Source organism: Candidatus Poriferisocius sp. (assembly GCF_965208475.1).
Lineage (GTDB): Bacteria > Actinomycetota > Acidimicrobiia > Acidimicrobiales > Bin134 > Poriferisocius.
In genome coordinates, this window is record NZ_OZ242338.1 from 3077049 (window position 1) to 3101932 (window position 24884).

The 24884-nt window shown below is 64.9% G+C and carries 26 protein-coding genes, 1 tRNA gene and 1 pseudogene; 16 read left to right on the plus strand and 12 right to left on the minus strand.

The window, feature by feature from the left end; genetic code table 11:
- Positions 1-19: 19 nt before the first annotated feature.
- Genes larB through ACOGXA_RS14380 form a run of 6 tightly spaced genes read left to right on the plus strand, consistent with a single transcriptional unit; the run spans position 20 to position 3586 of the window.
- Positions 20-805: a nickel pincer cofactor biosynthesis protein LarB gene (larB, locus tag ACOGXA_RS14355; RefSeq protein ID WP_419924544.1), complete on the plus strand. Its 786-nt coding sequence runs from the start codon at positions 20-22 to the stop codon at positions 803-805.
- The gene (larC, locus tag ACOGXA_RS14360; RefSeq protein ID WP_419924545.1) at positions 798-1985 is read left to right on the plus strand and encodes a nickel pincer cofactor biosynthesis protein LarC; all 1188 of its coding nucleotides are present in this window, start codon (positions 798-800) and stop codon (positions 1983-1985) included. The genes larB and larC overlap by 8 nt, the downstream gene beginning before the upstream one ends.
- Positions 1966-2712 (plus strand): MBL fold metallo-hydrolase, encoded by a 747-nt coding sequence (locus ACOGXA_RS14365; RefSeq protein ID WP_419924546.1) that lies wholly within the window; start codon positions 1966-1968, stop codon positions 2710-2712. The genes larC and ACOGXA_RS14365 overlap by 20 nt, the downstream gene beginning before the upstream one ends.
- Positions 2709-3086 carry a hypothetical protein gene (locus tag ACOGXA_RS14370; RefSeq protein ID WP_419924547.1) on the plus strand — a complete coding sequence of 126 codons (378 nt, stop codon included), beginning with the start codon at positions 2709-2711 and terminating at the stop codon, positions 3084-3086. The genes ACOGXA_RS14365 and ACOGXA_RS14370 overlap by 4 nt, the downstream gene beginning before the upstream one ends.
- Entirely contained in the window at positions 3083-3256 is a 174-nt protein-coding gene (locus ACOGXA_RS14375) for a hypothetical protein (protein ID WP_419924548.1), read from the plus strand. The genes ACOGXA_RS14370 and ACOGXA_RS14375 overlap by 4 nt, the downstream gene beginning before the upstream one ends.
- 48 nt (positions 3257-3304) lie before the next feature.
- The gene (locus ACOGXA_RS14380; RefSeq protein WP_419924549.1) at positions 3305-3586 is read left to right on the plus strand and encodes a hypothetical protein; all 282 of its coding nucleotides are present in this window, start codon (positions 3305-3307) and stop codon (positions 3584-3586) included.
- A 9-nt stretch (positions 3587-3595) separates the two neighbouring features.
- Here ACOGXA_RS14380 and ACOGXA_RS14385 read toward each other — a convergent pair.
- Positions 3596-3679: transfer RNA gene (locus tag ACOGXA_RS14385), tRNA-Leu, on the minus strand.
- A 144-nt stretch (positions 3680-3823) separates the two neighbouring features.
- On the opposite strand from ACOGXA_RS14385, the gene ACOGXA_RS14390 reads away from it, so the two are divergent.
- Positions 3824-4615 carry a PP2C family protein-serine/threonine phosphatase gene (locus tag ACOGXA_RS14390; RefSeq protein WP_419924550.1) on the plus strand — a complete coding sequence of 264 codons (792 nt, stop codon included), beginning with the start codon at positions 3824-3826 and terminating at the stop codon, positions 4613-4615.
- 33 nt (positions 4616-4648) lie between these two features.
- Positions 4649-6964: a Stk1 family PASTA domain-containing Ser/Thr kinase gene (gene pknB / locus ACOGXA_RS14395; RefSeq protein WP_419924551.1), complete on the plus strand. Its 2316-nt coding sequence runs from the start codon at positions 4649-4651 to the stop codon at positions 6962-6964.
- Positions 6965-6985: 21 nt separating this feature from the next.
- On the opposite strand, the gene ACOGXA_RS14400 is transcribed toward pknB, so the two are convergent.
- The gene (locus tag ACOGXA_RS14400) at positions 6986-7567 is read right to left on the minus strand and encodes an anthranilate synthase component II (RefSeq protein WP_419924552.1); all 582 of its coding nucleotides are present in this window, start codon (positions 7565-7567) and stop codon (positions 6986-6988) included.
- A gap of 55 nt (positions 7568-7622) precedes the next feature.
- Between ACOGXA_RS14400 and ACOGXA_RS14405 the strand changes: the two genes are divergently transcribed.
- Positions 7623-7898 carry a cell division protein CrgA gene (locus ACOGXA_RS14405; RefSeq protein ID WP_419924553.1) on the plus strand — a complete coding sequence of 92 codons (276 nt, stop codon included), beginning with the start codon at positions 7623-7625 and terminating at the stop codon, positions 7896-7898.
- A 73-nt stretch (positions 7899-7971) separates the two neighbouring features.
- Here the strand turns inward: ACOGXA_RS14405 and ACOGXA_RS14410 are convergent, their stop codons facing one another.
- On the minus strand, positions 7972-8229 hold the full coding sequence (locus ACOGXA_RS14410) for a hypothetical protein (RefSeq protein ID WP_419924554.1): 258 nt from the start codon (positions 8227-8229) through the stop codon (positions 7972-7974).
- Between the two features lie 34 nt (positions 8230-8263).
- On the opposite strand from ACOGXA_RS14410, the gene ACOGXA_RS14415 reads away from it, so the two are divergent.
- Together ACOGXA_RS14415 and ACOGXA_RS14420 are read left to right on the plus strand one after the other, a co-directional pair.
- Positions 8264-8776, plus strand: a complete 513-nt coding sequence (locus tag ACOGXA_RS14415; protein ID WP_419924555.1) for a DoxX family protein — start codon at positions 8264-8266, stop codon at positions 8774-8776.
- Complete coding sequence (locus ACOGXA_RS14420; protein WP_419924556.1) at positions 8777-9850, plus strand: Ldh family oxidoreductase; 1074 nt, start codon at positions 8777-8779, stop codon at positions 9848-9850.
- Here ACOGXA_RS14420 and ACOGXA_RS14425 read toward each other — a convergent pair whose 3' ends face one another.
- Both ACOGXA_RS14425 and ACOGXA_RS14430 read right to left on the minus strand, forming a co-directional pair.
- Positions 9851-11017, minus strand: coding sequence for a zinc-dependent alcohol dehydrogenase (locus ACOGXA_RS14425; RefSeq protein WP_419924557.1), 1167 nt, complete (start codon positions 11015-11017; stop codon positions 9851-9853).
- A 24-nt stretch (positions 11018-11041) separates the two neighbouring features.
- Entirely contained in the window at positions 11042-12337 is a 1296-nt protein-coding gene (locus ACOGXA_RS14430) for a peptidoglycan DD-metalloendopeptidase family protein (RefSeq protein WP_419924558.1), read from the minus strand.
- Positions 12338-12554: 217 nt separating this feature from the next.
- On the opposite strand from ACOGXA_RS14430, the gene ACOGXA_RS14435 reads away from it, so the two are divergent.
- The gene (locus ACOGXA_RS14435) at positions 12555-12947 is read left to right on the plus strand and encodes a hypothetical protein (protein WP_419924559.1); all 393 of its coding nucleotides are present in this window, start codon (positions 12555-12557) and stop codon (positions 12945-12947) included.
- 47 nt (positions 12948-12994) lie between these two features.
- Here ACOGXA_RS14435 and ACOGXA_RS14440 read toward each other — a convergent pair whose 3' ends face one another.
- The 5 genes and pseudogenes from ACOGXA_RS14440 to ACOGXA_RS14460 all read right to left on the minus strand — a co-directional run bounded on the left by ACOGXA_RS14440 (position 12995) and on the right by ACOGXA_RS14460 (position 19507).
- On the minus strand, positions 12995-14710 hold the full coding sequence (locus tag ACOGXA_RS14440; RefSeq protein WP_419924560.1) for an acyl-CoA dehydrogenase: 1716 nt from the start codon (positions 14708-14710) through the stop codon (positions 12995-12997).
- 8 nt (positions 14711-14718) lie between these two features.
- On the minus strand, positions 14719-15699 hold the full coding sequence (meaB, locus tag ACOGXA_RS14445) for a methylmalonyl Co-A mutase-associated GTPase MeaB (protein ID WP_419924561.1): 981 nt from the start codon (positions 15697-15699) through the stop codon (positions 14719-14721).
- The gene (locus tag ACOGXA_RS14450) at positions 15696-16148 is read right to left on the minus strand and encodes a cobalamin B12-binding domain-containing protein (RefSeq protein ID WP_419924562.1); all 453 of its coding nucleotides are present in this window, start codon (positions 16146-16148) and stop codon (positions 15696-15698) included. Before ACOGXA_RS14450 ends, meaB begins: the two co-directional genes overlap by 4 nt.
- A 4-nt stretch (positions 16149-16152) precedes the next feature.
- Positions 16153-17717, minus strand: a pseudogene (locus tag ACOGXA_RS14455) (acyl-CoA mutase large subunit family protein).
- A gap of 101 nt (positions 17718-17818) precedes the next feature.
- Positions 17819-19507, minus strand: a complete 1689-nt coding sequence (locus ACOGXA_RS14460) for an N-acyl-D-amino-acid deacylase family protein (RefSeq protein ID WP_419924563.1) — start codon at positions 19505-19507, stop codon at positions 17819-17821.
- Between the two features lie 22 nt (positions 19508-19529).
- Between ACOGXA_RS14460 and ACOGXA_RS14465 the strand changes: the two genes are divergently transcribed.
- Genes ACOGXA_RS14465 through ACOGXA_RS14475 form a run of 3 tightly spaced genes read left to right on the plus strand, consistent with a single transcriptional unit; the run spans position 19530 to position 21029 of the window.
- Positions 19530-19919, plus strand: coding sequence for a nuclear transport factor 2 family protein (locus tag ACOGXA_RS14465; RefSeq protein WP_419924564.1), 390 nt, complete (start codon positions 19530-19532; stop codon positions 19917-19919).
- 11 nt (positions 19920-19930) lie between these two features.
- Positions 19931-20719 (plus strand): SDR family NAD(P)-dependent oxidoreductase, encoded by a 789-nt coding sequence (locus tag ACOGXA_RS14470; protein ID WP_419924565.1) that lies wholly within the window; start codon positions 19931-19933, stop codon positions 20717-20719.
- Positions 20720-20774: 55 nt separating this feature from the next.
- Entirely contained in the window at positions 20775-21029 is a 255-nt protein-coding gene (locus tag ACOGXA_RS14475; RefSeq protein WP_419924566.1) for a MazG nucleotide pyrophosphohydrolase domain-containing protein, read from the plus strand.
- Between the two features lie 42 nt (positions 21030-21071).
- Here the strand turns inward: ACOGXA_RS14475 and ACOGXA_RS14480 are convergent, their stop codons facing one another.
- Entirely contained in the window at positions 21072-22100 is a 1029-nt protein-coding gene (locus tag ACOGXA_RS14480) for an aspartate-semialdehyde dehydrogenase (protein WP_419924567.1), read from the minus strand.
- Positions 22101-22141: 41 nt separating this feature from the next.
- Positions 22142-23356 (minus strand): aspartate kinase, encoded by a 1215-nt coding sequence (locus ACOGXA_RS14485; protein WP_419924568.1) that lies wholly within the window; start codon positions 23354-23356, stop codon positions 22142-22144.
- 78 nt (positions 23357-23434) lie between these two features.
- Between ACOGXA_RS14485 and ACOGXA_RS14490 the strand changes: the two genes are divergently transcribed.
- On the plus strand, positions 23435-24880 hold the full coding sequence (locus ACOGXA_RS14490) for a peptidylprolyl isomerase (RefSeq protein WP_419924569.1): 1446 nt from the start codon (positions 23435-23437) through the stop codon (positions 24878-24880).
- Positions 24881-24884 lie beyond the last annotated feature (4 nt).

A 24884-nucleotide genomic window follows, 5' to 3' on the forward strand; every position in this document is an offset into this window, starting at 1 on the left:
AAGGGGCAGGATAGTGGGAGTGGATGAGGCCTTTGTTCGCCAATTGATGGCCAACGTGCGCGATGGCACAGTGACCCCAGACGATGCAGTCCGGCGATTGCGCCGCTTGCCGTTCGCTGATCTGGGGTTTGCCCGGGTGGATCATCATCGCAGCCTCCGGCAGGGCATGGCCGAGGTTGTGTATGGGCCGGGCAAATCGCCCAGCCAGTGCGCGGCCATAGTGGGGGAGTTATTGGACCAGCCGGGCGGGCCGGTGCTGCTGACCCGGGCGTCAGCGGAGCAGGCGGCGACCGCGGTGGACCTCTTCCCCGAGGGGGAGCGCTACGACACCACTGTGGTCTGGCGGGCGGCACCGCCGAGGCCCGAGCGGGTGGTGTTGGCTGCGGCGGGCACCGCCGATCTGCCGGTGGCCGACGAATGCGGGGTGGTGTTGGCCGCCCATGGTCTGGCCCCGCAGAGGCTGAACGATGTGGGGGTGGCTGGGATTCACCGGATTCTCGCGGAGGCTGAAGTGCTGGCGTCGGCCGATGCCGTGGTGGTGGTGGCTGGTATGGAGGGGGCGTTGGCCTCGGTGGTGGGCGGGCTGACCGCGGCCCCGGTAGTGGCGGTGCCCACTAGTGCGGGCTACGGATCTTCGCTGGAGGGTGTTACCGCGCTGTTGGCCATGTTGTCCTCGTGTGCGGCCGGGGTGACGGTGGTGGGGGTGGACAACGGGTTTGGCGCGGCCTGCGCGGTGGTGCGGATGGTCAAGTTGGCGAAGCGGGTGGCTTCGGAGGCGGAGTTGAGTGGGGCAAGCGATGTCTGATCCCGCGCGAATCGCCTGGTTCCACTGCTTCAGCGGGATCGCCGGCGACATGGCGCTGGGCGCACTGATCGACGCCGGAGCCGATTTGGCCGAAGTTCGGGACATGTGCGAACTGCTGCCCCTGGGAGGGTGGGACCTTCAAGCCCATCCCACCCAGAGGGGAGGCATCGCGGCCACTGATGTGAGGGTGATCGCCGGTGAGACGTCGGTGGTGCGCACCGCCAGCCACATCAACGCGCTCATCGGCGAGGCCAGACTGCCCGACAGAGTGGCCGATAGGGCGCTGGCGATCTTTGATGCCCTGGCGCGGGCCGAGGGCAAACTGCACCGCCGCCCCCCCGAGCAGGTGCACTTCCATGAGGTAGGCGGACTGGACGCCATCATTGATGTGGTGGGCACTTGTGCCGCGCTGGAGGTGTTGGGGGTGGAAGAGGTCCACTCCAGCGCGGTGGCGTGCGGGCGGGGAATGATTCGCAGTGCCCACGGGCGCTTGCCCAATCCCCCCCCGGCGGTGGTGGAGCTTCTGGTGGGGTGTCCTGTGTTCGGGCTGGATGTGGGATTGGAGCTGACCACACCCACCGGCGCGGCGATTCTCTCGGCGCTGGCCGAGGGGTGGGGGTCGATGCCGCCGATGACCATCTCGGCAGCCGGTTTCGGCGCCGGCGACAATCAGATGGAAGACCGTCCCAACCTCACCCAGGTGGTGGTGGGCACAATGTCGGCCACCCGCCCTGAGGGCCAGCCGGTGATGCTGTTCGAAGTAAACGTGGACGACGCCACCGGGGAGACGCTGGCTCACACGGTGGCTGCGCTGTTGGAGGCGGGGGCTCATGATGCGTGGATCACGCCGATCGTCATGAAGAAGGGGAGGCCGGCGTACACGGTGAGCGCGCTGGCTGATCCCGCGGTGGGCGACCAAGTGGCGGCAGCCCTGGCCGACGAGACCGGGTCGTTGGGGGTTCGGGGGCAGATGATCGAACGGTGGCCGCGGTCGCGGTTCGATCATGAAGTGGATGTGGACGGCCGGCGGATTCGCGTCAAGGTGGGTGCGGGGCGGGTCAAGGTTGAGCACGACGAGGCGGTGCGGGCTTCGAAGCTGCTGGGGCTGCCGGCCCGTGAGGTTGTCTCGTTGGCGGAGGAAGCCTGGCGGCGACAGGGCGATGACGAGCCGGTTGCGTAGTATCAGCCCCGTGGAGGAGGACCGGCTTTATTTTCGCCAGCTCTTGTCGGGGCGGGACTTCGCGGGTGGGGACATGATGGCCCGCCAGATGGTGAACTTCGTTTACCTGATCGGGGATCGGGAGACGGGGGAGGCCGTGGTGGTGGATCCGGCGTATGACCCGGAGGGGATTGTGGCGCTGGCCGAGGCTGACGGGATGCGGCTCACGGGGGTGTTGGCCACGCATTACCACCCGGATCATGTGGGCGGGTCAATGATGCAGTTCTCCATCACGGGCGTTGCCGAGCTGTTGGAGCTGGTGTCGGTTCCGGTGCATGTGCAGGCGGATGAGGCTCGCTATGTCGCCATGACCACCGGGTTGGAAGATGACGATCTGTGCTTGCACTCCAGTGGCGATGTGCTGTCGGTGGGGGCGGTGGACATCGAGATGATTCATACTCCGGGCCACACTCCGGGCAGCCAGTGCTTTTTGACCAACGGGCGATTGGTGGCGGGCGACACGCTGTTTTTGGAGGGTTGCGGCCGGACCGATCTGCCGGGGAGCGATCCGGCCGCGATGTATGAGAGCCTCACCCAGCGCCTGGCCCGGGTTCCCGACACGGCAACGCTGTATCCCGGCCACTTGTACTCGCCCCAGCCGTCGGCTTCGATGGGCGAGACCCGGAGCACCAACTATGTGTTCATGCCCCGTTCAGCCGAGCAGTGGCTGGCCATGTTCGGCGGGTGAGCAGGATGGTGGCACCCCCGGACAGCGATCCTCTGGCGGCTTTGGACCCTCATGTCTCCGAGCCGTTAGATGAATTGGTCCAGGCTCTCGATGTCACAGGGGTGGATGCCAGCTTGCTGGAGCTGTGCGCCGCTCGGGTCGAGCAGATGATTGGTGGTGAAGCTCTTGCTCGGACTCCCGCAGACGACCGGGAAAAGGTGGTGCTGGCGTTCACCGAGCAGTACGTGCTGGATGCCCACGGCGTGACCGACGAGCTGTGCGCGGAGTTGAACACTCATCTGTCACCCCCCGAATTGACCGCGCTCACCACCGCAATCGCCACGTTTGAGGCCTTGGCTCGCAGCCGGGCCGTGCTGAAAGGAGTCATCAAATGACCAGAATCGCCATCCCCGAAGGGGGCACATCGCTGTTCGACCACCAGCCCGAGTTGTTTGCGATGTTCAACCGGTTCTACGGCACGCTGTGGAGCGAAGGGCGGCTTGATCAAGCCACCAAGGAGGTGGGCCGGCTTCGCAACGCCCGGGTCAACGACTGCAATATTTGAAAGAACCTCCGCTTCGCAGGTGCGAAGCAGCAGGGTCTCACCGAGGGATTGGTAGAGCAGATCGAAGATGGCTACGCCGACAGCGACTTGCCGGAGCGCTTCAAGCTGGCTCTGCGGATGGCCGATGCGGTGATCTCCGATCCCTCAGGGCTCAGCGTGGCGGAACAGGCGGCGCTGGTTGAGGAGTTCACGCCGGCTGAGTTGGCCGAGCTTGCTCTGACCGTGGCCATGGCCGCAGGCTTCTCCAAAGCCGCCATTGCCTGGGGACCGCCCCCACCCATACCGGTGACCGAGGTACCCACCCCCACCCCTCAGGGGACGGTGGGCTGAGTCGAAGAGTGCGCGAGGGGGGACTTGAACCCCCACGTCCTTGCGGACACAGGAACCTGAATCCTGCGCGTCTGCCAATTCCGCCACTCGCGCTGGTTGTCGGGGTGGTCAGCGTACAAGACTGGCGCAACGATCAGTAACCGAGTTGTTCATCATTCGCCGTATCGGAAGCGACAGCTATTGCGACTCTGTATATAGTCCACAGCAGAGTAGGAGCACCAGGGCTATGGAACTCTGATGATCCGGCTAGAAGCGGGGCAAGCTACCGACCGAGGCCGACGTCGAGAAAATAACGAGGATTCGATGCTGGCTGCCAACGACCTCTTTGCGGTCGCAGATGGGTTGGGCGGTCATCGGGGAGGAGAGGTGGCGTCGGCCCTTGCCGTGGAGACGCTGGCGTCTGCGGTGAGAGCTGCGGTTGAGGAGCGCACCGCTCACCGCCGTCGCACCTTCCGCCGCCACCTGTTGCTGCCGGTTCCCACGGTGGAGGAGTTGTTGGATGCAGTGGATTTGGCGAACCGGGAGATCTTTGCCAAGTCAAGGTCGACATTCGAGCTGGCTGGAATGGGGACCACCCTGTGTGCGCTGGCTGTGGTTGAGCACGGCGACGCCGAAACCCTGGCCGTGGTGAACGTCGGAGATTCCCGGGTCTACCGCTGCGACGAGAGCGGACTACACCAATTGACGGAGGATCACACTGTGGTGCAGGAGATGCTGAAGGCGGGGATGATCACTTCCGAACAGGCGGAAGTCCATGAAAGCCGCAATCAGCTCAGCAGGGCTCTGGGCATGGAATCAAGGGTGGTGGTCGATGATTGGCTGCTAGACCCGGTGAGCGGGCACCGCTACCTGCTGTGCTCCGACGGCTTGACCCATGAAGTGGCCGATCGGGACATACACGCCGCACTGCTCCGGCACGAGGCGCCAGGAGATGCGGCGGATGCGCTGGTGGACCTGGCTTTGCGGCGGGGCGGAAGCGACAACATCACGGTGGTGGTGGTCGATGTCGTGGATGTAATCCTCCAATAAATCGGACAAGCAAAGAACTACGCTGTTTTTGCCATGTCAGACAACGGTCCGGAGCTCTTGGGCAGTCGCTACCAACTGCGGAGTCAAATTGCCCGTGGCGGTATGACCGATGTTTTTCTGGGACAGGACACCTTGTTGTCCCGCCCGGTGGCCATCAAACGCCTGTTTGCAGAGTTTGCCACCGATCCGAGCTTTGTGGAGCGGTTCAAGAGGGAGGCGACTGCGGCGGCCAACCTCAGTCATCCCAACATTGTGGCGGTGTACGACTGGGGGTCAGCCGAGGGTACGTATTACATCGTCATGGAGTACATCGAGGGGCACAGCCTGGCTGAGCTGTTGCGCTCGGGAGGCCCCCTGGCGCCGGAGCGGGCGGCAGGAATTGCCATGTACGTGGCTGAGGCGCTGGGATTCGCCCACTCCAACGGGGTAATCCACCGGGATGTGAAGCCCGGCAATGTGCTGCTCTCCCCCGACGGCCAGGTGAAGGTCACCGACTTCGGCATCGCCATTGTGGCGTTCGGCGGAGCGGAGTCGAATCTCACCCAAACTGGTGCGGTGATGGGCACAGCAACCTATTTCTCGCCGGAGCAGGCTCAAGGGAAACCGCTGGATCATCGCAGCGACCTGTACTCGCTGGGAATCGTGCTTTACGAGATGCTCTGCGGCCGTCCTCCATTCTCCGGCGACACCTCTTTGACGGTCGCGTACAAGCATGTGCAGCAGGCTGTGCCGTCTCCCTCTTCGCTGGGAGTCGTGCTGCCGGAGTCGCTGGAAGCCATTGCCATGAAATTGCTGGCCAAGAGTCCAGCGGAGCGATATCCCACGGCCAAGGACCTCAAGCGGGATTTGCAGCGCTATCGCGAGGGGCGCCATCAACTGTCGGCCGGCCGGCAGCCGGCAGATGTCCAACCACCGACACCGCCCCCGCCGGACAAGATGCCACCAGAGCCTGACCCGCCCCAGCAGGCTGCTCCTCCACCAGCGTCTAGCGGGCCGGCGCAGACTCCGCCGGCGTTGCCTCCGGCCCCTGTGACCGTTTTGGAACCGTCGTCGCGCGCTGGGCTCTATGCGGCGGCCACGGTCATCTTTGTCGCGGTGGCGGTGCTGGTGTTCTTTGTGCTGACAAATGTGCTCGGTGACGGTGATGAGGCCGCCCCGCCTGCGGTCACCGGCACATCTGTCCCGGTGATTTCTGTGCCCGATGTGGTGGGGTTGTCCAGTCAGGCCGCGATACGCGAGCTTCGATCGGCGGGCTTTGTGGTCAGCCAGGTGTTCGAGGCCAGTGAGGCCGTGGACAGCAATGAGGTGATCTCCCAATCTCCCGAGGCGCGGGCTGAGGTGGAGCAAGGGGAGGAGATAGAGATCACAGTGAGCTCGGGAGCGGTTCCGGTGACCGTTCCTGGAGTCGTGGGCCAAGGCGCCGACGACGCGGCCCGCTTGTTGCAGGATCGGGGGTTTGCCTCCGAGTTGCGGGTGGAGCCCGGATCCACTGCGCCAGCGGGCCAGGTGCTGCGCCAAGAGCCTCTGGCCGGGAGCGAGGTCGCCCCCGGCAGTTCTGTGGTGCTCTATGTGGCCGAGGGCACTCAGCCCGTCGAAGTACCTGATGTGACGGGAATGACCTTGCTGCGGGCTACGCAAGTATTGGTGCAGGCCGGCTTGCAGGTGAGCGAGGATGTCTCAGAGCAACCCTCTGCCGAAGTGGACAAGGGTTTGGTGATCGGCACCGATCCCTCACCGCCCGCTCTGCTATTGCCGGATTCTCCGATCATGATCCTGGTCTCGTTGGGCTCGGAGAATGTGGTGGTTCCCAGCTTGGCTGGACTGACTCCGGAGACGGCTGCTGAGCAGCTTGCCGACTTGGAGCTGGTGTTGGCTGAACCCATCGCCGAGTGTGATTTCCCCAACGACGCCGAGGAGCTGGTGGGCCGGGTCATGGGCCAGATGCCGCTGGCCGAGGAGGAGCACCCCCTGGGGACGGAGGTAACCGTTTGTCTGGGGCAGCCGACTTCGCCGGGACCGGGGCCCACGCCCACAAGCACCATCGACGAGTTCAACCCCCGCAGGATTGAGGCCAGGATCGCAGCCGCCGCGATAACCGCGAGAGCTGTCGACGCGGGTCGCCAGCCCGATGCCCTGGGCAGCATCCCGAGATGGAACGCCCTGTCGAGCAGGTTTGCCGCGGAATGCCGAGAGTTGGTCTCGGCCTACTCTGATGTTCCCGGCCTGGTGGTGGAGTGGAACTTGGAGAATCCGTATCCGATGCCCGCGGTAGCGGCGAATGCCGCCAATTGGGAGGAAGGCCTCGATGGCGACACGCCGGGTGAAGACGACGGATGCACCGTCCCCTAGTCAGGATTGCCAGAGTGGTTGCTATGGGGAGACCTGGGCCAGGAAGTTCGCCAACATGTCATGGCCGGTTGAAGTCAAGATTGACTCGGGGTGAAACTGCACTCCTTCCACCGGGTGATCGCGGTGGCGAAGCCCCATCACCAGCCCGTCATCGGTCTCCGCAGTAACAGTCAAGATATCGGGGACCGAAGACCGCTCCACGATGAGCGAGTGGTACCGGGTGGCTTCGATGGGGTTGGGGAGTCCGGCGAAGACCCCTTCACCGGTGTGGTGGATGGTCGAGGTTTTGCCGTGCATGACTTGAGGTGCTCGAACCACCCGGCCGCCGAAAACCTCCCCGAGGCACTGCAATCCCAGACACACGCCGAGCAGGGGCCGCACGCCGCTGAACTGCGAGATGAGGGCGTTGCTCAGCCCGGCGTCGCAAGGCTGCCCCGGTCCGGGGCTGATGAGGACACCGTCGGGATCGACCGCGAGGGCTTGTTCGAGGGTGATTGCGTCGTGGCGATAGACGATGGGTTCGGCGCCCAGTTCGCCTAGATATTGGACCAGGTTGTAGACGAAGGAGTCGTAGTTGTCGATAACCAATATGCGGGGAGTCACCGAGGCAAACGTTATCGGGGGGTTGCTCGAGGTTAGAAGCGCATATCCTTTGGCCATGGCCAAACCGACCAAGCGCAGAGTACAGGGTGGGCGGGTTACCCCGAGGGGTACCCGACCCGAGAACGAGGCGGTGCCCCGGGTGCCGGTCTCTGCCGAGAAGATCAGCCCGACTTGGGTGCCAGTGCTGATGATCGCCCTGCTGGTGCTGGGGGCGATCATGATTGTGCTGAACTACGTTGCCCTGCTGCCGGGCGATACCAGCAACTGGTATCTGCTGGGAGGCCTCGGCCTGCTGCTGGCCGGCATGCTGGTGGCCACGCAATGGCATTAGCCGAGGTCGTCGTAGCTTAGTTACGGCTTTGTAGTTTGTTCCCAGGTTATCCACAGATTGTGGATAACGAGTCTCACTCGTCGATGGGAGCGACAAAGTCCATGTCATCGCCGCAGTGGCGCGGAGGCTCAGGGTCTTCTTCGGGCGCGTTGGTCATGCGGACCTCGGCATAGCAAACCGAGCATCGGTAGGTGAGCTTTACCCTGCGCAGCTCGCCCGGCGGCGGCGGCGGCGGAAGCGGCTGGCGGATCATCAGCAACAGCCCGATGCCGACGCGGATGAGGATCATCCCGGCAAGGATGGCTATGAGCACGCTGAGCCATAGGGGCACTTGTTCAGCCTAGATGGGCCGGTACTGTGGACCCATGGATGAGATGAATCTGGCAATGCTGATCTTGCGGGTGGGCATTGGGCTTACGTTTGCCGCTCACGGATACGGCAAGATCTTTCAGGGCGGACGCATTCCCGGTACCGCGGGCTGGTTTGACAGCATGGGAATGAAACCGGGCAGACTGCATGCCTGGATGGCCGCGCTAACCGAGATTGGGGCCGGCTTGCTCTTGGCTTTGGGGCTGTTCACTCCTCTGGCCGCCGCGGGCATCGTCGGGGTCATGGTGGTGGCCGGGTGGACGGTCCACCGGCACAACGGCTTCATGATCGTGCGAGAAGGCTGGGAGTACACCTTCGTGCTGGCCGTGGTCGCAGCATCAGTGGCCGTTTTGGGACCCATGGAGTGGTCGATCGACAACGCGCTGGGCATCGATGACGACTGGGATGGCTATGTGGGCTTGGCCATCGGCGCCGGCGGCGGAGCGCTGGCCGGTTTGATGCAACTCGCCTTGTTCTATCGCCCTCCGAAAGCCGAAGAGGCCGGCTGAATGGTGGGCGACGCGAGCGTGGTGCGGCTGGACCATGAGAAGCTGCGGCGCTACGAGGTTGCCATCCTCGAAGCGCTGGGGACGCCCTCCGACCAAGCTGAGATTGTGGCCGACAACCTGGTAGAGGCCGACCTCCGCGGCGTGGACTCTCACGGGGCCCACCTGGTGGAGTTGTACGTGGCTCGACTGAGATCGGGGCACTTGCGACCGACCACCGAGGTGAGAGTGGTGCGTGACGATGGCGCCACTGTGATGTTGGATGGCGGTATCGGTTTCGGGCAGGTCTCCGGTGTGGCGGCCATGGAGTTGGCGGTGGATCGGGCCAAAGCCCACGGTGTGGCGGCGGTAACCGTGCGAGAGGGAACTCATCTGGGGGCCTTGGCCTACTACACCCTGCCCGCAGCGGAAGCCGGATGCTTTGCCATGGCGGTGCAGAACGGCCCGGCCATCGTTCCTCCTTACGGCGGCCGGTCGGGAATCTTCTCGACCAATCCGTTCTCCTGGGCGGCGCCTGCGGGCAGAGAGCTTCCGGTGGTGTATGACATCGCCACCACCGCGGTGGCCGGGAACAAGATCTTGCTGGCCAAAAAGCGGGGTGATCCGAGTATCCCCGAAGGATGGGCCAACGACGAGCAGGGTCGGCCAACCACTGACACCGGGGCTGCTTCGGCGCAGAATCTGTGCTGGTTCGGGGGGTACAAGGGATTCGGGATTGCGATGATGGTGGAGGTGCTCTCGGGGATTGTGGCCGGGAGCAGCTTCGGGCACACCGAGCAAACCGAGTGCGAACTGGTGGGCAGCCGCCGACTGGCCAAAGGATGGATGTTCTTGACCCTCGACTTGGAGCGGTTCTGCGGGTTGGACCGATTTCGGGATCAGATGGACCAGCTCATCGCAGATGTGCGCACTACCGAGCGAGCTGAAGGGGTTGATCGGATTTATGTGCCCGGCGAGATCGAGCACGAGAACCGGGCCGAGCGGCTGGCATCGGGGATACCCCTGCCGACGGCCCTAGTCCACGAGATCAGCGCGATCGGGGCCGACTTCGGTCTTCCCCCGCTGGGTTCGGTGTGATCATCCGTGCTGCTCGAAGGCGACTTTGATTGCTCCTCGGGGGCCTGCTTCCGCGGCGTGGGCGATGGCTTCTCGATAGCGGTCCAAGGGGTAGCGGGCTGATACCAGCCGCTCGAGATTGGCTGATTCCACCAAGTTGAATGCCAGCTCGAAGCTAGTGGCGGGCCGCCCGTCATAGAGGGTTTCGGTTCCGTAGGTGTAGGCGCCGACAAGCTCGGTCTCCCTATGCCACAGCCCAGTGAGGTCGACTCGAGCTGCTTCGGGCATGCCCAACAGGACCACCCGGCCGCGGGGCCGGGTTATGGCGATGGCATCAGCCACCGAAGCTGGGCTGCCCACTGCGTCGATGGTTATGTCCACTCCGCTGGAGAGGAAGTCCCCCAGCATCCGGCAACCGCAAAACCGCCGCACTGCCCGGCGCACCTCGCTGGGGTCTACCACGATGTCGGCGCCCAGATCGGCGGCCAGGTCCCGCTGATGCGGATACTTGGCGGTGACGATGACCGTTTCCACTGGTGTCAGCGCCCGCAGCGCAGCCACCGAGCACAGTCCCATGGTTCCCGCCCCGAGCACGGCTACCGAGGCGCCCGACTCAACGTGGCCTTTCAACGCGGCGTGGACCCCGCCGGCGGCGGGCTCCAGCATTACCGCGGCTTCATCGCTGAAGTGCTGCGGCACGGAATGGAGCTGGCTCTGGTGGGCTACCAGCGCCTCTCCCCATCCGCCGCCAGTGCTAGAGCAGAATCCGATTTGGATCCCGTCCTCAATGGCGCCGCTGAGCAAGTAGCCGTAGTCAGTGCCGTCGCCGGGCGCCGCACCGGGAAAGGGCAGAGGCTCGTTTCGGGCCGCCGGCCCCAGTACCGGCTCGAGGGCCAGGCGGTGACCGTTGTCGTCGATGCCCACCACTTCGTGGCCGGGGATGAATGGAAACGACACCAGCGGCTCGAAATATCGGGAAGACCGGCCCTCCACAGTGGCCAGATCAGACCCGCAGATGCCAGTCAACCGAGGGCTGATCGTGCGCCATTCGGGCCCGGGCAACTCGGGCGAATCAACCTCCCGCAGTTGCAGGGGGCCTACTCCTCCGCCCATGCCGGGTATCACCCGAGAAGCCACCGCGGCGGCCGCATATCGAGCGAGCTTGCGCTCGAAGACCAATGCCTGCATCAATGCGCCTGTCCACCCACGCGGTCAGAGGTAATTTGCCGGGTTGCGGGGCGAGCCCCGGTAGCGAACTTCGAAGTGAAGGTGGGGGCCGGTGGACCAGCCGGTGCTGCCGATCGCTCCAATGGTCTCGCCGGTGGCCACTTCGTCGCCGACGGAGACGTTGAAGCGCGAGAGATGGGCATACAGCGTGGACCATCCGCCGCCGTGGTCGATGACCACCGTGTTCCCATACCCACCTCGCGATTGAGCTTGGGTCACCGTACCGGAGGCGGCTGCCCAGATGGGATCACCGGTGTTGCCGCTGAAGTCGACCCCAGAATGGAAGCGCACGGTGCCGAAGATGGGGTGAACTCGGTTTCCGTACCCTGATCCAGGTGGCCCCGGCACCGGGTTTAAGAACGCGGGGGGAGGGGGGATATTGATGTCGTCGAATCGGCCCAGGCGCTCTTGGGCGGCGAGGAGTTCCAAATCGGCTTGTCTCTGGCGCTCCAACTCGGCCAGACGGGCGAGTTCGGCTTGTCTCTGGCGCTCCAACTCGGCCAGACGCCTTCGCTCTCTCTCCCGCTCGATGTCGTCTTCAATGCCTGAGATGTCCTGACTCAGACCAGCGATCTCGTTCTCTATATCGAGGCTGGCCTGAGCCTCGTTCTCGATCCGCTCCTCCAACTCCTGTCGTTTTCGGTTCCACTCGTCTTGCAGCTTTTCCTGCGCCTTTCTGAGTTCGGCTAGGTCGGACAGAGCTTCTTCGATCTCGGTCTGGGCCTGCTCGATCTCGGTCTGGGCCTGCTCTGCCTGCTGCACCGCCATTTGCTGATCGTCCTGGGTTTGGCGCAGTCGATCGATGAGCACCTGGGCATCGGCGCCGAGTTCCTCGATGTAGTACTGGCGGCGGGCGTTCCGATTGGGGTCGCCATCTTGGAGGAGGAAGTTCTGCTCGTACACCAAGTCGAGATATATGTCGACCACTTGGGTGCGCAGCCGCTCCTGGATGGCCGCGATTTCTGCTTCTAGCTCAACCTCTCGCTCTTGGGCGGCGGATACTCGTTCTTTGGCCGACGTCAGGGAGAGCTCCACCGCTCTTAGCCGAGTCTCAGCCGCGGCGATCCAATCGTTGACCTCCGTCAGGGCGGCATCCACCTCTTCGATCTGGGCCACTGTCACATTCAGCTCTTCGATGGCGAACAGAGCCTGACGCTTCAGCGATTCTTGCTCTCGCTGCCGAGCTTCGATTTCCCGCTTCTTCTCCTCGATCTGGCGCTCGCGCTCTTCGAAGAACGAGTCTTGGGCCGCGCCAGGCGTGCTCAGCGCCAACGGCAGCATGACCGCTATAAGGCAGATAATCCTGAAGAACTTGTGCATAAGAAGTTGTCGGCAACGGCCATGTGTACGGCGTTGGTTACAATTGTAACCAAATCGCAATATAATTACAAGTGACCATTCATGTAACTGGTGTGGCTTATGTGGCTCAAGTGGCCGATGAATTGATGGCTGGCGCGGCGGTTTCTCTGGAATCTGTCAGGGTGGATACCCTTAGGTAGTGCTTGGGCTTTTGGACCGACGAGAACGGGTGGTTTTGGCCGAGGACTTGGCCGGGGTGGCTGAGGGCACCTCAGGCGAGGTGATGCTCCACACTGGCATGCGCTGGGTGCGCTATTGGGTGCGATTCGACAACGGGGTCGAGCGGGGGTCGATCCACCGCGAGAAGCTGGTGAGAGAGGCCGACTGGGAAGATTTCTTGGTCGAACGGGCCGCCGCCGAGATCGTGACCCAGCCAGGTGAGCTGGACGGGGGCTTGAGCAGCGATTCTGGGGATAATCCTGCCCCGGACAGCGGAGGCGATGCCGGTGGAGACATTGTGGTGAACGGGGCCACGGTGCCGGCCCATCTGCTGTCCCGCAGTTCCTCGGCTCGGGAGCGCTTGGGCGGATAGCTAGTTGCCTGCGTGTGAGCTTGCCGAGTTTGCCGGTGGGCAGACCACTAGCCCAGCGCAGATGCCCCAGAAGTGACTGCGGGAAGCAATGCCGGGGCAGTGGGAAGGATTTGGTCGAGATAGAACCGGCTGGAGACTTGCTTGGCCCTCCAGAAGTCAGCCTGCTCCGGCTCGGCTGATTTGAGCCCACCAGCCGCAGCCTCCACGCGAGCCATGACCCAGCCACCGACGGTGAGGCCGAGCATCTGGAGAAATGGAGTGGCGCCGGCCAATGCGTCGTCACCAGGGTGGTCGCCCAACCAGCGGGCGGCTTCGGCCACAGCCGCGGCGGCTTGGTCCAAGTTCTTGTCCAAACCGGCCATCTCTTCCAGCAGGGCAGCCAGCGGGGCGCCGTTGTCCATGGGAAGCTTCCGCCCGATCAGGTCAATGGCCTGAATGCCGTTGGTGCCCTCGTAGATGGGGGCGATGCGACTGTCGCGCCAGTGCTGGGCCGCTCCGGTCTCCTCGACGAACCCCATGCCCCCGTGGACCTGGATGCCCACAGACGCCACCTCGACACCCTGGTCGCTACACCAGGCTTTGGATACCGGGGTGAGCAATTCGGCCCGTTGCTGAGCTCGCTGTCGGTGCTCGGGATCGGGATGCCGCAAACCCTGGTCGGCGGCGGCGGCGTTGAGGTACAGCAACCCCCGCATGGCCTCGGTACGAGCCCGCATGTCCAACAGCATCCGACGAACGTCGGGGTGTTGGTTGATGGGGGTCTGAGCGCCAGATTCGGTGTCGGGGCGCCGGCCCTGGCGCCGTTCGGCGGCAAAGGCCGCTGCCTGCTGGTAGGCCCGCTCGGCCAGGGCCAAGCCTTCCAATCCGACCAGAAGGCGGGCCTTGTTCATCATGGTGAACATCTGGCCCATTCCCTGGTGCTCGTCGCCCACCAATTCGCCGATTGCGCCGTCTAGTTCCATTACGCAGGTGGGGCTGGCGTGGATGCCGATCTTGTGTTCCAAGCCTATGCATCGGATGGTATTGCGCCGGCCCACTTCGCCGTTCGGCTCCAGCAGGAACTTGGGCACGATGAACAAGGAGATGCCCCGGGTGCCCGCCGGTGCGCCAGGGGTGCGGGCCAGCACGCAGTGGACGATGTTCTCGGCCATGTCATGCTCGCCCCAGGTAATGAAGATCTTCTGGCCCCACAACCGATAGGTGCCGTCGGCTTGGGGCTCGGCCCGGGTGGTGAGCGCGCCCACGTCGGATCCAGCCTGGGGCTCGGTCAACAGCATGGTGCCGGTCCAGGCCCCGCCGATGAGCTGGGGCAGCCATCGGCGCTTCTGCTCGTCGCTGCCGTGGGCGCCGATAGGCCCGATGGCGCTCTGGCTGAGCATGGGGCACAGCGAGAAGGCCATGTTGGCCGAGGTGATCATCTCCTGGATGGCCACGTCAACCAAAAGGGGAAACCCGGTGCCGCCGTGCTCGGGGTCGGCCGACACCCCGGTCCAGCCGCCTTTTATCAACTGCTGGTAGGCCTGCTGGAAGCCCTCGGGGGTGGTTACGTCGCCGTTGTCGTCGAGCACACTCCCGGTTTGGTCTCCAATCCGGTTGGTGGGAGCGATGACCTCAGAGGCCAGCCGCCCGGCTTCGGCCAAGAGGTCTTCGGTGTGGTCAAGGCCGATGTCCGACCATGCGGGCAGCTCGGCCAGCTCTTCCAACCCGGCGATGTGGCGCAGTGCGAATGAGATGTCGTCCAAAGGAGCGTTGTAGGTACTCATTTCTGCCTTCAGAGGGGTTGTGGGGGATTCAACTCGGCGAGCAGCAACTCAGCCGCCGCGGCGGGGGACAGCTCTTGGTGATCCACCCGGTTGAGAGCAGCCTGGCCCAACTCGCTGTGGATCATCTGGTCTACTTGATCGCGCAGGCTCAACTCGACCCGATCGGCTACCTCTTCTCGGCGGCGGCGGCAGCGGCGTCGAACCAGTTCGCCGGAGTCGTGCAGATGGGCGGTGTGGCGCTCGATCTCCGCCCACAGATCGCCGATGCCCTCCCCCTCGGTTGCGGTGGTCAGCACGATGGGGGCCCGCCATCCCCCTCGGTGGCCCAGGTCCAGCATCAACTCCAAGTCTCGCCGGGCGCCGCGGGCGTCAGGGCGATCGGCTTTGTTCACCACGAAGATGTCGGCCACCTCCAATAGCCCGGCCTTGTTGGCTTGCACCGCATCGCCCCAGCCGGGGGTCACCACCACCACGGTGGTGTCGGCCGCCGCGGCGATCGACACCTCCACCTGGCCCACGCCCACGGTTTCCACGATGATCGGGTCGCACCCGGCGGCATCGAGCACTCGAACGGCGTCGGGCACCGCCACCGCCAGTCCGCCGGCGTGACCGCGGGTGGCCATCGATCGGATGAATGCACTGCTGCTGACATGGCTGTCCATGCGGATCCGGTCGCCCAAGATGGCCCCACCGGTGAGAGGAGAGCTGGGGTCGATGGCCAGAATGGCAGGGCGTGACGCCCCCGCGGCTGCGACCAACTGCCCGGTGATAGTGGACTTCCCCGTTCCCGGGGCGCCGGTGACTCCCACCACTCGGGCCTGGCCTGCGCCGCGATAGGCCTGCTCCGACACCATGGCGGCGGGCTCGCCCCCCTTCTCTGCCATGGTGAGCAGCTTGCCCAGGGTCCGCCGGTTGCCGCCTCGGGCTGCTTCGAACAACTCGTCGAGCGGGTCGCAGCTCATTAGCTCGCCGGATCGATTCGGGCTCACCGGGCGGCGGCTTGACGGTTCCCGGCTGTTTTCACCGCAGACACCACTTCTTCGGCCGATGCGCCGGGCCCGATGACCGCGGCTACTCCGGAGTCGATGAGGGTGGGGACGTCATCCGCAGGAAAGATACCGCCGATCACCACTGGCACGTCCAAGCCGGCTTGGTCCACAGCCTTTACCATTCGGGGCGCCAGGGTGAGATGACCGGCGTTGTGCATGGAAAGCCCGATGATGTCGGCGTCCTCCTGCTCGCAGGCGGCCACAATGCTGTCGGTGGTCTGGCGCAAGCCCAGATAGATCACCTCCATTCCGGCGTCCCGAAGCGTGCGGGCCACGACCTTCAACCCGCGATCGTGGCCGTCAAACCCCAATTTGGCCAAAACCACCCGGATCGGTGCCTCGAATTCGGCGCCGGAAGGAAACGGTGCGTCGCCAGGAGGCTCGCTCATCGACTCACACCACCGCGGTCTCAACGTAGGCGCCGAACACCGTCTCCAAAGCGGCGACGATCTCGCCCTCAGTGGCGTAGGTTTGCACCGCTTCGATGATGGGGGGCATGAGGTTCACGTCGGGCTGCTCGGCGGCATCGACCAGCGCAGCGAGAGAAGCTCTGACGGCCTCGGCATCGCGGTCGCTGCGAACCTGCTCAAGGCGCTTGAGTTGCAACTCCTCGGTTTCATGGCCGATGGACAAGATGTTGGCCTCGGTGTCGTGGCCCTCAGTGAAGTCGTTGACCCCCACGATGATGCGCCGCCCGGCGTTCACCTCGCGCTCGTAGCGGTAGGCGGCGTCGGCGATCTCCCCCATGAAGTAGCCGTCTTCGATGCCGGCGTAGACCCCTTCCAACATGGCCCCGTTGCCGAGTTGGCCGATGTGGTCGAAGATCTCGTTGGCCTGGCGCTCCATCTCGTCGGTGATCCATTCCACGAAGGGGGCGCCGCCCAGCGGGTCCACCACCGACGCGACCCCGGTCTCATGGGCCACGATCTGCTGGGTGCGAAGGGCGATGCGGGCGGCCTTCTCGGTGGGCAGGGCTAGGGCTTCGTCGTAGGAATCGGTGTGCAGGCTCTGGGTGCCGCCCAAAACCGCGGAAAGGGCCTGGATGGCCACCCGGGCGATGTTGTTCTCAGGCTGTTGCGCGGTGAGCGAGACCCCCGCGGTCTGCGTGTGGAACCGGCACATCAGCGACTTGGGGTTGGTGGCGCCGTATCGGTCCCTCATCCATGTGGCCCAGATGCGGCGGGCGGCCCGGTACTTGCCGATCTCTTCAAAGAAATCGCTGTGGGCGTTGAAGAAAAACGACAGCCGAGGAGCGAAATCATCAACGTCCAGCCCGGCGGCAACGGCGGCCTCCACATAGGCGAAACCGTTGGCCAGCGTGAAGGCCAACTCTTGGGCGGCGGTTGAGCCCGCCTCGCGGATGTGGTACCCGGAGATGGAAACCGGGTGCCATCGGGGCATCTCCGCGGCGGTGAAACGGATCAGGTCGGTGACGAGCCGCACCGACGGCCGAGGCGGAAAAATGTACTCCTTCTGGGCTTGGTACTCCTTCAAGATGTCGTTCTGAATGGTGCCGCGAGACCGGAGCGGCTTACGCCGTTTTTTTCGGCCACCGCCACATACATGGCCATGCAGATGGCGGCCGGCCCATTGATGGTCATCGAGGTGGTCACCTTGTCCAATTCGATGCCCGCGAACAGATCCTCCATGTCGGCCAGGGTGTCCACCGCCACCCCGGCCCGTCCGACTTCGCCTATCGCCCATTCGTGATCGGAGTCGCGGCCCATGAGAGTGGGCATGTCGAAGGCAGTGGACAGACCTGTTCCCCCGGCCCGGAGCAGGGTGTGGAACCGGGCGTTGGTATCGGACGCGGTGCCGAACCCGGCGAACATGCGCATGGTCCACAACTTGCTGCGGTAACCGGTGGAGTGAAGCGCTCTCGTGTAGGGGAACTCACCGGGCTTCAAGTCATCGCCGTAGAAGGCATCGAGGGGGATTCCCGACATTGACTCGACCATAGGCAAACCTTATCAAGGAAGTCCGATAGTTGGAAGTGCAACTAATAGTTCGGCACAGGACTCTTCGGGCCGGTCGGGGTATTCGGCCAACGAGGGGCGGTTCAGCTTCGCACCAACCGACCGGGGCGGGCGCCGGTCAGCTCTCCATCGGCCAGCACCGTTTGCCCGGCGACCAGGGTGGCCACAAAGCCGTTGGCTCGCTGAATCAGCCTCCGGCCGCCGGCGGGAAGGTCGAACACCATCTCAGGGGCCCTCAGTTTGAGCTGGTCGAAATCAATGAGATTGATGTCGGCCCGCTGTCCGGCCGCCAGAGTGCCCCGGTCGTCGAAGCCGATCAAAGCTGAGGTGTCGGCGCACTGCCATTTGACGAGCTGCTCCACCGGCAGGGTTTCGCCCCGCGTCCGATTGCGGCCCCAGTGGGAGAGGAGGAAGCTGGGCATGCTGCCGTCGCACAAGAACCCGACGTGGGCGCCGGCATCGCCTAGTCCCGGGACGCTGAGGGGGTGGGCAAGCATCTCTTTGGTGAGCTCGAAGTCCCCGTCGCCGTAGTTCATCACCGGCACATAGAGCAGTTCGGTGCCATCGCGGGCCAGCAGGGCATCGTAGAGGGCTTCGTGGGGGTCGACCCCTCGCCGGACGGCGTCGGCGGCCACGCTGGCATCGGGCGAAGGCTCATAATCGGGGAATTGGCCCAACGGGAAGAGCTTGTCGAGTCGATTGAAGGTATGGACCGGCTGAGCGGCCAACTCGGCCACCAGGCGTTCCCGTACCTCGGGCTGGCGCAGGCGGGCCACCCGCTCATCAAGGTCGAGAGCGGCGATCGGGTGGTAGCTGGGACAGGGGAGGAGCGCATGGTAGGTGGATTGGAGGCCCACCAATACGCCCACCGGTCGGCTGGCCACCTGCGCTCGGAGGGGGATGCCGGCCGCGTCGGCCAAAGCGATGCGCTCGAGCAGTTGGCGGCCCAGATCGGGACGGCTGTCGGGGACGGCAATGGTCATGGACAGCGGACGGCCGCTGACTCGGGCCATCTCGGCCACCAGGTCGAACTCGGCATCCAAATCCCCCCAGTCGCCCACCATCTCGAACACGCCCTTGCCGGTTTGCCCCACAGCCTCGGCAATGGCCCACAGCTCGTCTGCTCCGGCGGTGAGGCTGGGAGTGTGCTCGCCGTCTTTGGTCTTGTGGTTGACGGTGCGGCTGGTGGTGAAACCCACTGCGCCGACGGCAACGCCCTCGGCGGCCAGCCGGGCCATCTCGGCGATCTCAGCGGAAGTGGGATGACTGTGGTGGTCGGCGCCCCGCTCGCCCATGACGTAGGCCCGGAGCGCACCATGGGGGACTTGGGCGGCCACGTCGATGGTGCGGGGTTTGCGCTCGACGGCGTCGAGGTATTCGGGGAAGCTCTCCCACTCCCATTCGATGCCCTCGGCCAGAGCCGCGCCGGGGATGTCCTCCACGCCTTCCATCAGTCCGATGAGCCATTCCTCTGAGCCGGGGCGCACGGGGGCGAAGCCCACCCCGCAGTTGCCCATCACCACGGTGGTCACTCCGTGCCACACCGACGGGGTCATGTCGGGGTCCCAGGAGACTTGGCCGTCGTAGTGGGTATGGATGTCGACAAAGCCGGGGGTGACGAGCAGGCCGTCGGCGTCGAGCTCTTGGCGACCCCTGGAGGGGTTGTTTCCGACCTCGGTGATGGTGCCGTTGTCTATGGCGATGTCAGCGGTATAACCGGGTCGGCCAGTGCCGTCGACCACTGTGCCGGCGCGGATGACGAGATCGTGCATGGGTCGAAGTTAGTCTCTGGGCATGAGTGATGATGCGGCGATTCGCAATGTGGTGGCCCGGCTGGCGATGTTGGCCGATGATGGGGACTTGGAGGAGTACGCGGGGCTGTTTGCCGGCGATGCCCTGTGGGAGATGCCGGGGGCGGCGATTCAGGGGAGGGAGAACCTCTTGGACGGGGCTATTGAGCGGCGAGCGGCGGGGACTGTCGGGCCGGGGAGCCATACCCGGCATGTGATCACCACACAAGCGGTGGCAGTGGACGGCGATGAGGCTGCCTCAGACGCCTATTGGCAGTTCTGGGTGGATACCGCCACGGCACCGTCGATCGCGTTGTTCGGGACGTATCGGGATCGCTTTGTGCGCACTGAGGACGGCTGGAAGCTGGCTCACCGCACCATCTCCTACGGGTAGCACGGCCCAGAATGCCGGCTGCCGATCGAGGAGTTCTCAAGGGCCGGGTGGCGGTGGTTACCGGCGGCGGTCGAGGCATCGGCCGGGCCATTGCGGTGGGGATGGGCCACGAGGGAGCTTCTGTGGTGGTGTCATCGCGGACGCAGGGGCAGCTTGACGCGGTTGTTGCCGAGGTTGACGATGCCGGTGGGCGGGGGCGGGCGGTGGTGGCGGATGCGTCCGACGAAGATGATGCGCGGGCCCCGGTGCGGGCGGCATTGGCCGACTTCGGGCGCATCGACGTGCTGGTCAACAACGTTGGGGGCTCGTCGGGGGGGAATCACGATCCGTTCTCAGGAGATGCCGGCGCGTTCATGGGCACTTTGCGGCTGAACCTGATTTCCGCCTTCTGGACCAGTCAGGAGGCGCTGCCCCATATGCGGGAGCAGGGGCATGGCCGCATCATCAACATCGGCTCGGGTGCATCCAAGCGAGCCGCGGCCAGCGTGGGGTACACCGCAGCCAAACACGGCTTGGTGGGGTTGACCAAGCAGCTGGCAATGGCGACCGCGCCCCATGGGATCACGGTGAACTGCCTCTGTCCGGGGTGGACCAACACCTCGCTGGTGGACTTTGAGCGCCTGGCCGCGGCCAAAGGGATAAGCCCAGCCCAAGCCGAGGCCGATGCCCATGCCGACAGCGCCCAGCGCCGAATTCTGGCGCCCGAGGAGCTGGCCCCGATGGCGGTGCTGCTGGCGTCAGAGGCGGGCGGCGGAATCACCGGGCAGGTGATCAGCGTGGATGGCGGCTACCGCCTGTGAATCGAGTGTGCCGGGCCACCGCGGTCGGTCCCCTGGTCGAGCAGGCTGAGCGGCAATGGAGATAGCGGCCTTCCAGCAGCTCATGGACGATCTGTACGGTCCGCAGGACCGAGAGCGGGGCATCCCTGCGACCGTGGCATGGCTGTGCGAGGAGTTGGGCGAGCTGGCCCAAGCGGTGCGCAAGGGCGACGACGCCGAGCGACTGCACGAGTTGGGCGATGTGCTGGCCTGGCTGGCGTCGCTGGCCAATCAGCTTGGGCTGAGTTTGGAAGAGGCGGCGTTGCGCTACCGGGACGACCCGCCGCGCTAGCTGCGGGTGGGGTTCACCATCCTGCGCCCGGATCTGCTGTGCTCAGCTAGAGGAAAGAGACAGAAGGGCTTCAGCAATCTGAATGGCGTTGAGGGCGGCGCCCTTGCGGAGGTTGTCGCCGACGACGAAGAGGGACAGGCCGTGCTCAACGGTCGGGTCGACGCGGATGCGGCCGACCAAGGTGGGGTCAATTCCGGCGGCGACCAACGGGGTGGGCACTTCTTCGACTGCTACGCCGGGGGCGGTCGTCAGCAGTTCGGTGGCCTGCATAGGGCTGAGGGGGCGGTTGAACTCGGCGTTGATGGCCAGGCAATGGCCGGTGAACACCGGCACCCGCACGCAGGTGGCGCTCACTGCCAGATCGGGGAGTTCTAGGATCTTGCGGCTCTCATCCACCAGCTTGCGCTCCTCGGAGGTTTCCCCGGAGTCGTCGTCGATCCAGGCGCCGCACTCGGGAACCACGTTGAAGGCGATGGGAGCAGCGAAAACCGACGGTGCCGGAAACGAGACGGCCTGGCCGTCGTGGGTGAGGCCGATGGCATCATCGGCCACCTTGCGCACTTGTTCGTCCAGCTCAGACACCCCTGGCAAACCACCGCCGGACACCGCCTGATACGACGAGATCACCAAACGGCGCAGGCCGGCGGCCGCGGCCAGCGGCTTGAGCACCGGCATGGCCACCATGGTGGTGCAGTTGGGGTTGGCGACGATTCCCTTGGGAATGGCGGCCAGGGCATGGGCGTTCACCTCGGGCACCACCAGCGGCACGTCGGGATCCATGCGCCACGCCGAGGAATTGTCGATCACCGTGGCGCCGGCTTCGGCCACCCGGGGGGCTAGCACCCGGGAAGTGCCTCCGCCGGCGGAGAACAAGGCGATGTCCACCCCGCGGTAGTCGGCGGCCGCGGCATCTTCCACCAGCAGGTCCTGATCCCGCCACGACATTGCGCGGCCGGCGGAGCGGGCCGAGGCCAGCACCCGCAACTCGTCAACCGGGAAATTGCGCTCATCCAACAGGCGGCGCATCACGCCGCCGACCTGGCCAGTGGCACCGACAACTGCGACTCTCACTGCGATAAGCCTACTTTCGGCGTGTCGCGAGACTGATGCGGTTATTGGGACAGGCCGAAGGCTTTGTGCAGAGCTTGAGTGGCCGCATCGGCATGATCTTGTCGGATCACGCAGCTTATGCGAATGGGCGATGTGGAGATCATCTCGATGTTGATCTGGTTCTCCGAGAGGGTTTCGAACATGGTGGCGGCCACACCGGGGTGCGACTTCATACCCGCGCCCACCAGGCTTATCCGGGCAATGTCGCGGTCGGCGGCCACCCCGGTGGCGCCGATTTCGGCGGCCAGGCTGCGGGTTATGGCGGCGGCGGTGTCGACATCGCCGTCGGGCACGGTGAAGGAGATATCGGTTATGCCGCGCTCTGAGGCGTTCTGCACGATCATGTCCACGTTCACGCCGGCATCGGCCAACTGGCGGAACATGGCCGCAGCCACCCCGGGGCGGTCGGCCACACCGGTGACGGTGATCTTGGCCTCGGAGGTATCGGGGGTGACCGATCGGATGATGGGTTGCTCCATGGAGAACTCCTCTTTGACCACCCAGGTTCCCTGCTCCCAGGTGAATGCGGATCGGATGTGCAGCTTGACGCCGTAGTTCTGGGCCACCTCGACGGACCGCATGGCGGGCTTGGGACAGCCCACCGCGGTCATCTCCAACAGCTCGTCGAAGGAGATGCTGTTGAGCTTTCGGGCGTCGGCGCACACCCGGGGATCGGTGGTGAACACCCCGGACACGTCGGTGTACAGCTCGCAGGCGTCGGCGCCCAGCGAGTGGGCGAGCGCCACCGCAGTGGTGTCAGAGCCGCCCCGGCCCAGGAACGTCACGTCGTTTTCGGTGCTCACTCCCTGCGACCCGGCCACCACCGGCACCCGGTTTGCGTCCAGCGCGTCCTGAACCCGGCTGGGGGTGATCTCCAAGATCTTGGCATTGCCGTGGTTGGTGTCGGTGATGAACCCAGCCTGGCTGCCGGTGAACGAGTCGGCGGGAACCCCCAGATCGTGGAGGGCCATGCATACCAGGGCGCAGGCCTTGCGCTCGCCGGCGGTGATGAGCATGTCCAGTTCCCGGCCCGGCTGGGTGTCGGACACCGCTGAGGCCAGCGCCAGCAGTTCGTCGGTCTCTTTGCCCATGGCGCTGATAACCAGCACCACCTGGTCGCCGCGGTCTCGGCATCGGCGCACATGGTCGGCAACCTCGCGGATACGGTCGGCGTTGGCCACCGACGTGCCGCCGAACTTCTGCACCACTAAGTCCACGACCCAAAACGCTACCGGCCCTTGATTGCTACTCAAGTGGTTGTTATCCGAGATTTCTTGACCGCTAAGTTTCCCGCAATGGCCACGAGCAAGAGACAGCGGCAACGAGAGCATCGGCAAGTTGCCCGGCGCCGGGCCAGTGCAACGGCAACTCGCGGCCGGATTCGCTCCCGGGGGATGCGGATCGTGCTAATTACCGGGGCGATCGCGGTGGCCGTGGTGATTCTCTGGCTTTGGGTTCGAGGCGACGACGGCGACGACCCCACGGTCATCGGCGCCGATGTGGTGTTTCCAGAACTCCCCGCTCCGCCGGGTCCGGGTGGGGAGCTGACCACCGATCCCACGCCGTGCCCCGATCCGGCTGGACCAGCGTTCCGGGTGACTCGGTTCGCGTCGGCGCCGGACCAGTGCCTCGACCCCGAGATCCGCTATTCGGCGGTGTTCGACACCAGCAGCGGGGTGATTCGAGTGGGGCTCGACCAAAATCTGTCGCCGGATGCGGTGAACGCCTTCGCGGTGTTGGCCGGCTACGACTACTACGACGGAACCGCCATCTTCTACACCGATCCCATCGGGGGCTTCATCCAAGGCGGATCACCCCTCACCAACTCTGCCGATGACCCCGGCCCGGGGTTCACCGTCACCGGTGGCGAGTCGGATGACTACCGGGCCGGCCAGCTTCTGTGGTCGGCAGAGGGCGAATCGGCCGGCCAGTTCATCTTCTTGGCCGAAGTGGAATTCCAGCCGCCCCGGTCGGTCTCCGGTCTGTCGGTGCTGGGCCAGATCGAAGACAACAGCCTGGGCTTGATCAGGGCCGTCCTCAACAGCCATGTCGACGACCCCGACACCGCCTTCGGCGGGAGGCCGTTGGAATCGGTCATCGTCAACTCAATCGACATACAATCCTCCGACCTCACCCTTGAAGGGAGCATTGATTTGAGCGGATGCCCGCCAGCAGACGGTTCGGGACCGACGGTCCTGGATTTCGACGGCCCCCAGCCCATGTGCTTGGACGTGTCCAAGCAATACACCGCGGTGTTCGACACGACCGCAGGCGAGATGCGGATCGACCTCGATGTGGCCAACACCCCGATCACGGCCAACAACTTCGCGGTGTTGGCCCGTTATCACTACTACGACAACACGCTGTTGTTCCGCACTGATCCGAGCATCGGCATCATCCAGGGCGGGGCGCCCCACACAAATTCGGCGTCTGACCCCGGGCCGGGGTACACCATCTCCGACGAGGGCTCGGGGTTCGCCTATGAGCCGGGCCAGATCGTCATGGCTCGAACCGCCGCGCCCAACAGCGCCAGCGCCCAGTTCTTCTTCGCGGTCAACGAGAACACCGCCCTGCTCAACAGGCAGGGCACCTACGTGGTGTTCGGCCAGATGGACGGCGAGAGCCTGGCGGTAGCCGAGGCCATCTTGGCCAGCCACGCAGACCAGCCCGGCAACCGGCTGGGCGGGGCCCCCGATCCTCAGGTGATTGTCAACTCGGTCGCCATCGAAGAATCTGGGTAGCTGC

Bases quoted from the DNA above. Each gene is read 5' to 3' on its own strand.
- pknB (WP_419924551.1), top strand. From the start codon at position 4,649: ATGTCAGACAACGGTCCGGAGCTCTTGGGCAGTCGCTACCAACTGCGG.
- ACOGXA_RS14375 (WP_419924548.1), top strand. From the start codon at position 3,083: ATGACCAGAATCGCCATCCCCGAAGGGGGCACATCGCTGTTCGACCAC.
- larC (WP_419924545.1), top strand. From the start codon at position 798: ATGTCTGATCCCGCGCGAATCGCCTGGTTCCACTGCTTCAGCGGGATC.
- ACOGXA_RS14490 (WP_419924569.1), top strand. From the start codon at position 23,435: ATGGCCACGAGCAAGAGACAGCGGCAACGAGAGCATCGGCAAGTTGCC.
- ACOGXA_RS14460 (WP_419924563.1), bottom strand. From the start codon at position 19,507: ATGCACGATCTCGTCATCCGCGCCGGCACAGTGGTCGACGGCACTGGC.
- ACOGXA_RS14390 (WP_419924550.1), top strand. From the start codon at position 3,824: ATGATCCGGCTAGAAGCGGGGCAAGCTACCGACCGAGGCCGACGTCGA.
- ACOGXA_RS14420 (WP_419924556.1), top strand. From the start codon at position 8,777: ATGGTGGGCGACGCGAGCGTGGTGCGGCTGGACCATGAGAAGCTGCGG.
- ACOGXA_RS14425 (WP_419924557.1), bottom strand. From the start codon at position 11,017: ATGCAGGCATTGGTCTTCGAGCGCAAGCTCGCTCGATATGCGGCCGCC.
- ACOGXA_RS14450 (WP_419924562.1), bottom strand. From the start codon at position 16,148: ATGAGCGAGCCTCCTGGCGACGCACCGTTTCCTTCCGGCGCCGAATTC.
- ACOGXA_RS14430 (WP_419924558.1), bottom strand. From the start codon at position 12,337: ATGCTGCCGTTGGCGCTGAGCACGCCTGGCGCGGCCCAAGACTCGTTC.
- ACOGXA_RS14475 (WP_419924566.1), top strand. From the start codon at position 20,775: ATGGAGATAGCGGCCTTCCAGCAGCTCATGGACGATCTGTACGGTCCG.
- ACOGXA_RS14465 (WP_419924564.1), top strand. From the start codon at position 19,530: ATGAGTGATGATGCGGCGATTCGCAATGTGGTGGCCCGGCTGGCGATG.
- ACOGXA_RS14415 (WP_419924555.1), top strand. From the start codon at position 8,264: ATGGATGAGATGAATCTGGCAATGCTGATCTTGCGGGTGGGCATTGGG.
- ACOGXA_RS14440 (WP_419924560.1), bottom strand. From the start codon at position 14,710: ATGAGTACCTACAACGCTCCTTTGGACGACATCTCATTCGCACTGCGC.
- ACOGXA_RS14365 (WP_419924546.1), top strand. From the start codon at position 1,966: ATGACGAGCCGGTTGCGTAGTATCAGCCCCGTGGAGGAGGACCGGCTT.
- ACOGXA_RS14470 (WP_419924565.1), top strand. From the start codon at position 19,931: ATGCCGGCTGCCGATCGAGGAGTTCTCAAGGGCCGGGTGGCGGTGGTT.
- ACOGXA_RS14405 (WP_419924553.1), top strand. From the start codon at position 7,623: ATGGCCAAACCGACCAAGCGCAGAGTACAGGGTGGGCGGGTTACCCCG.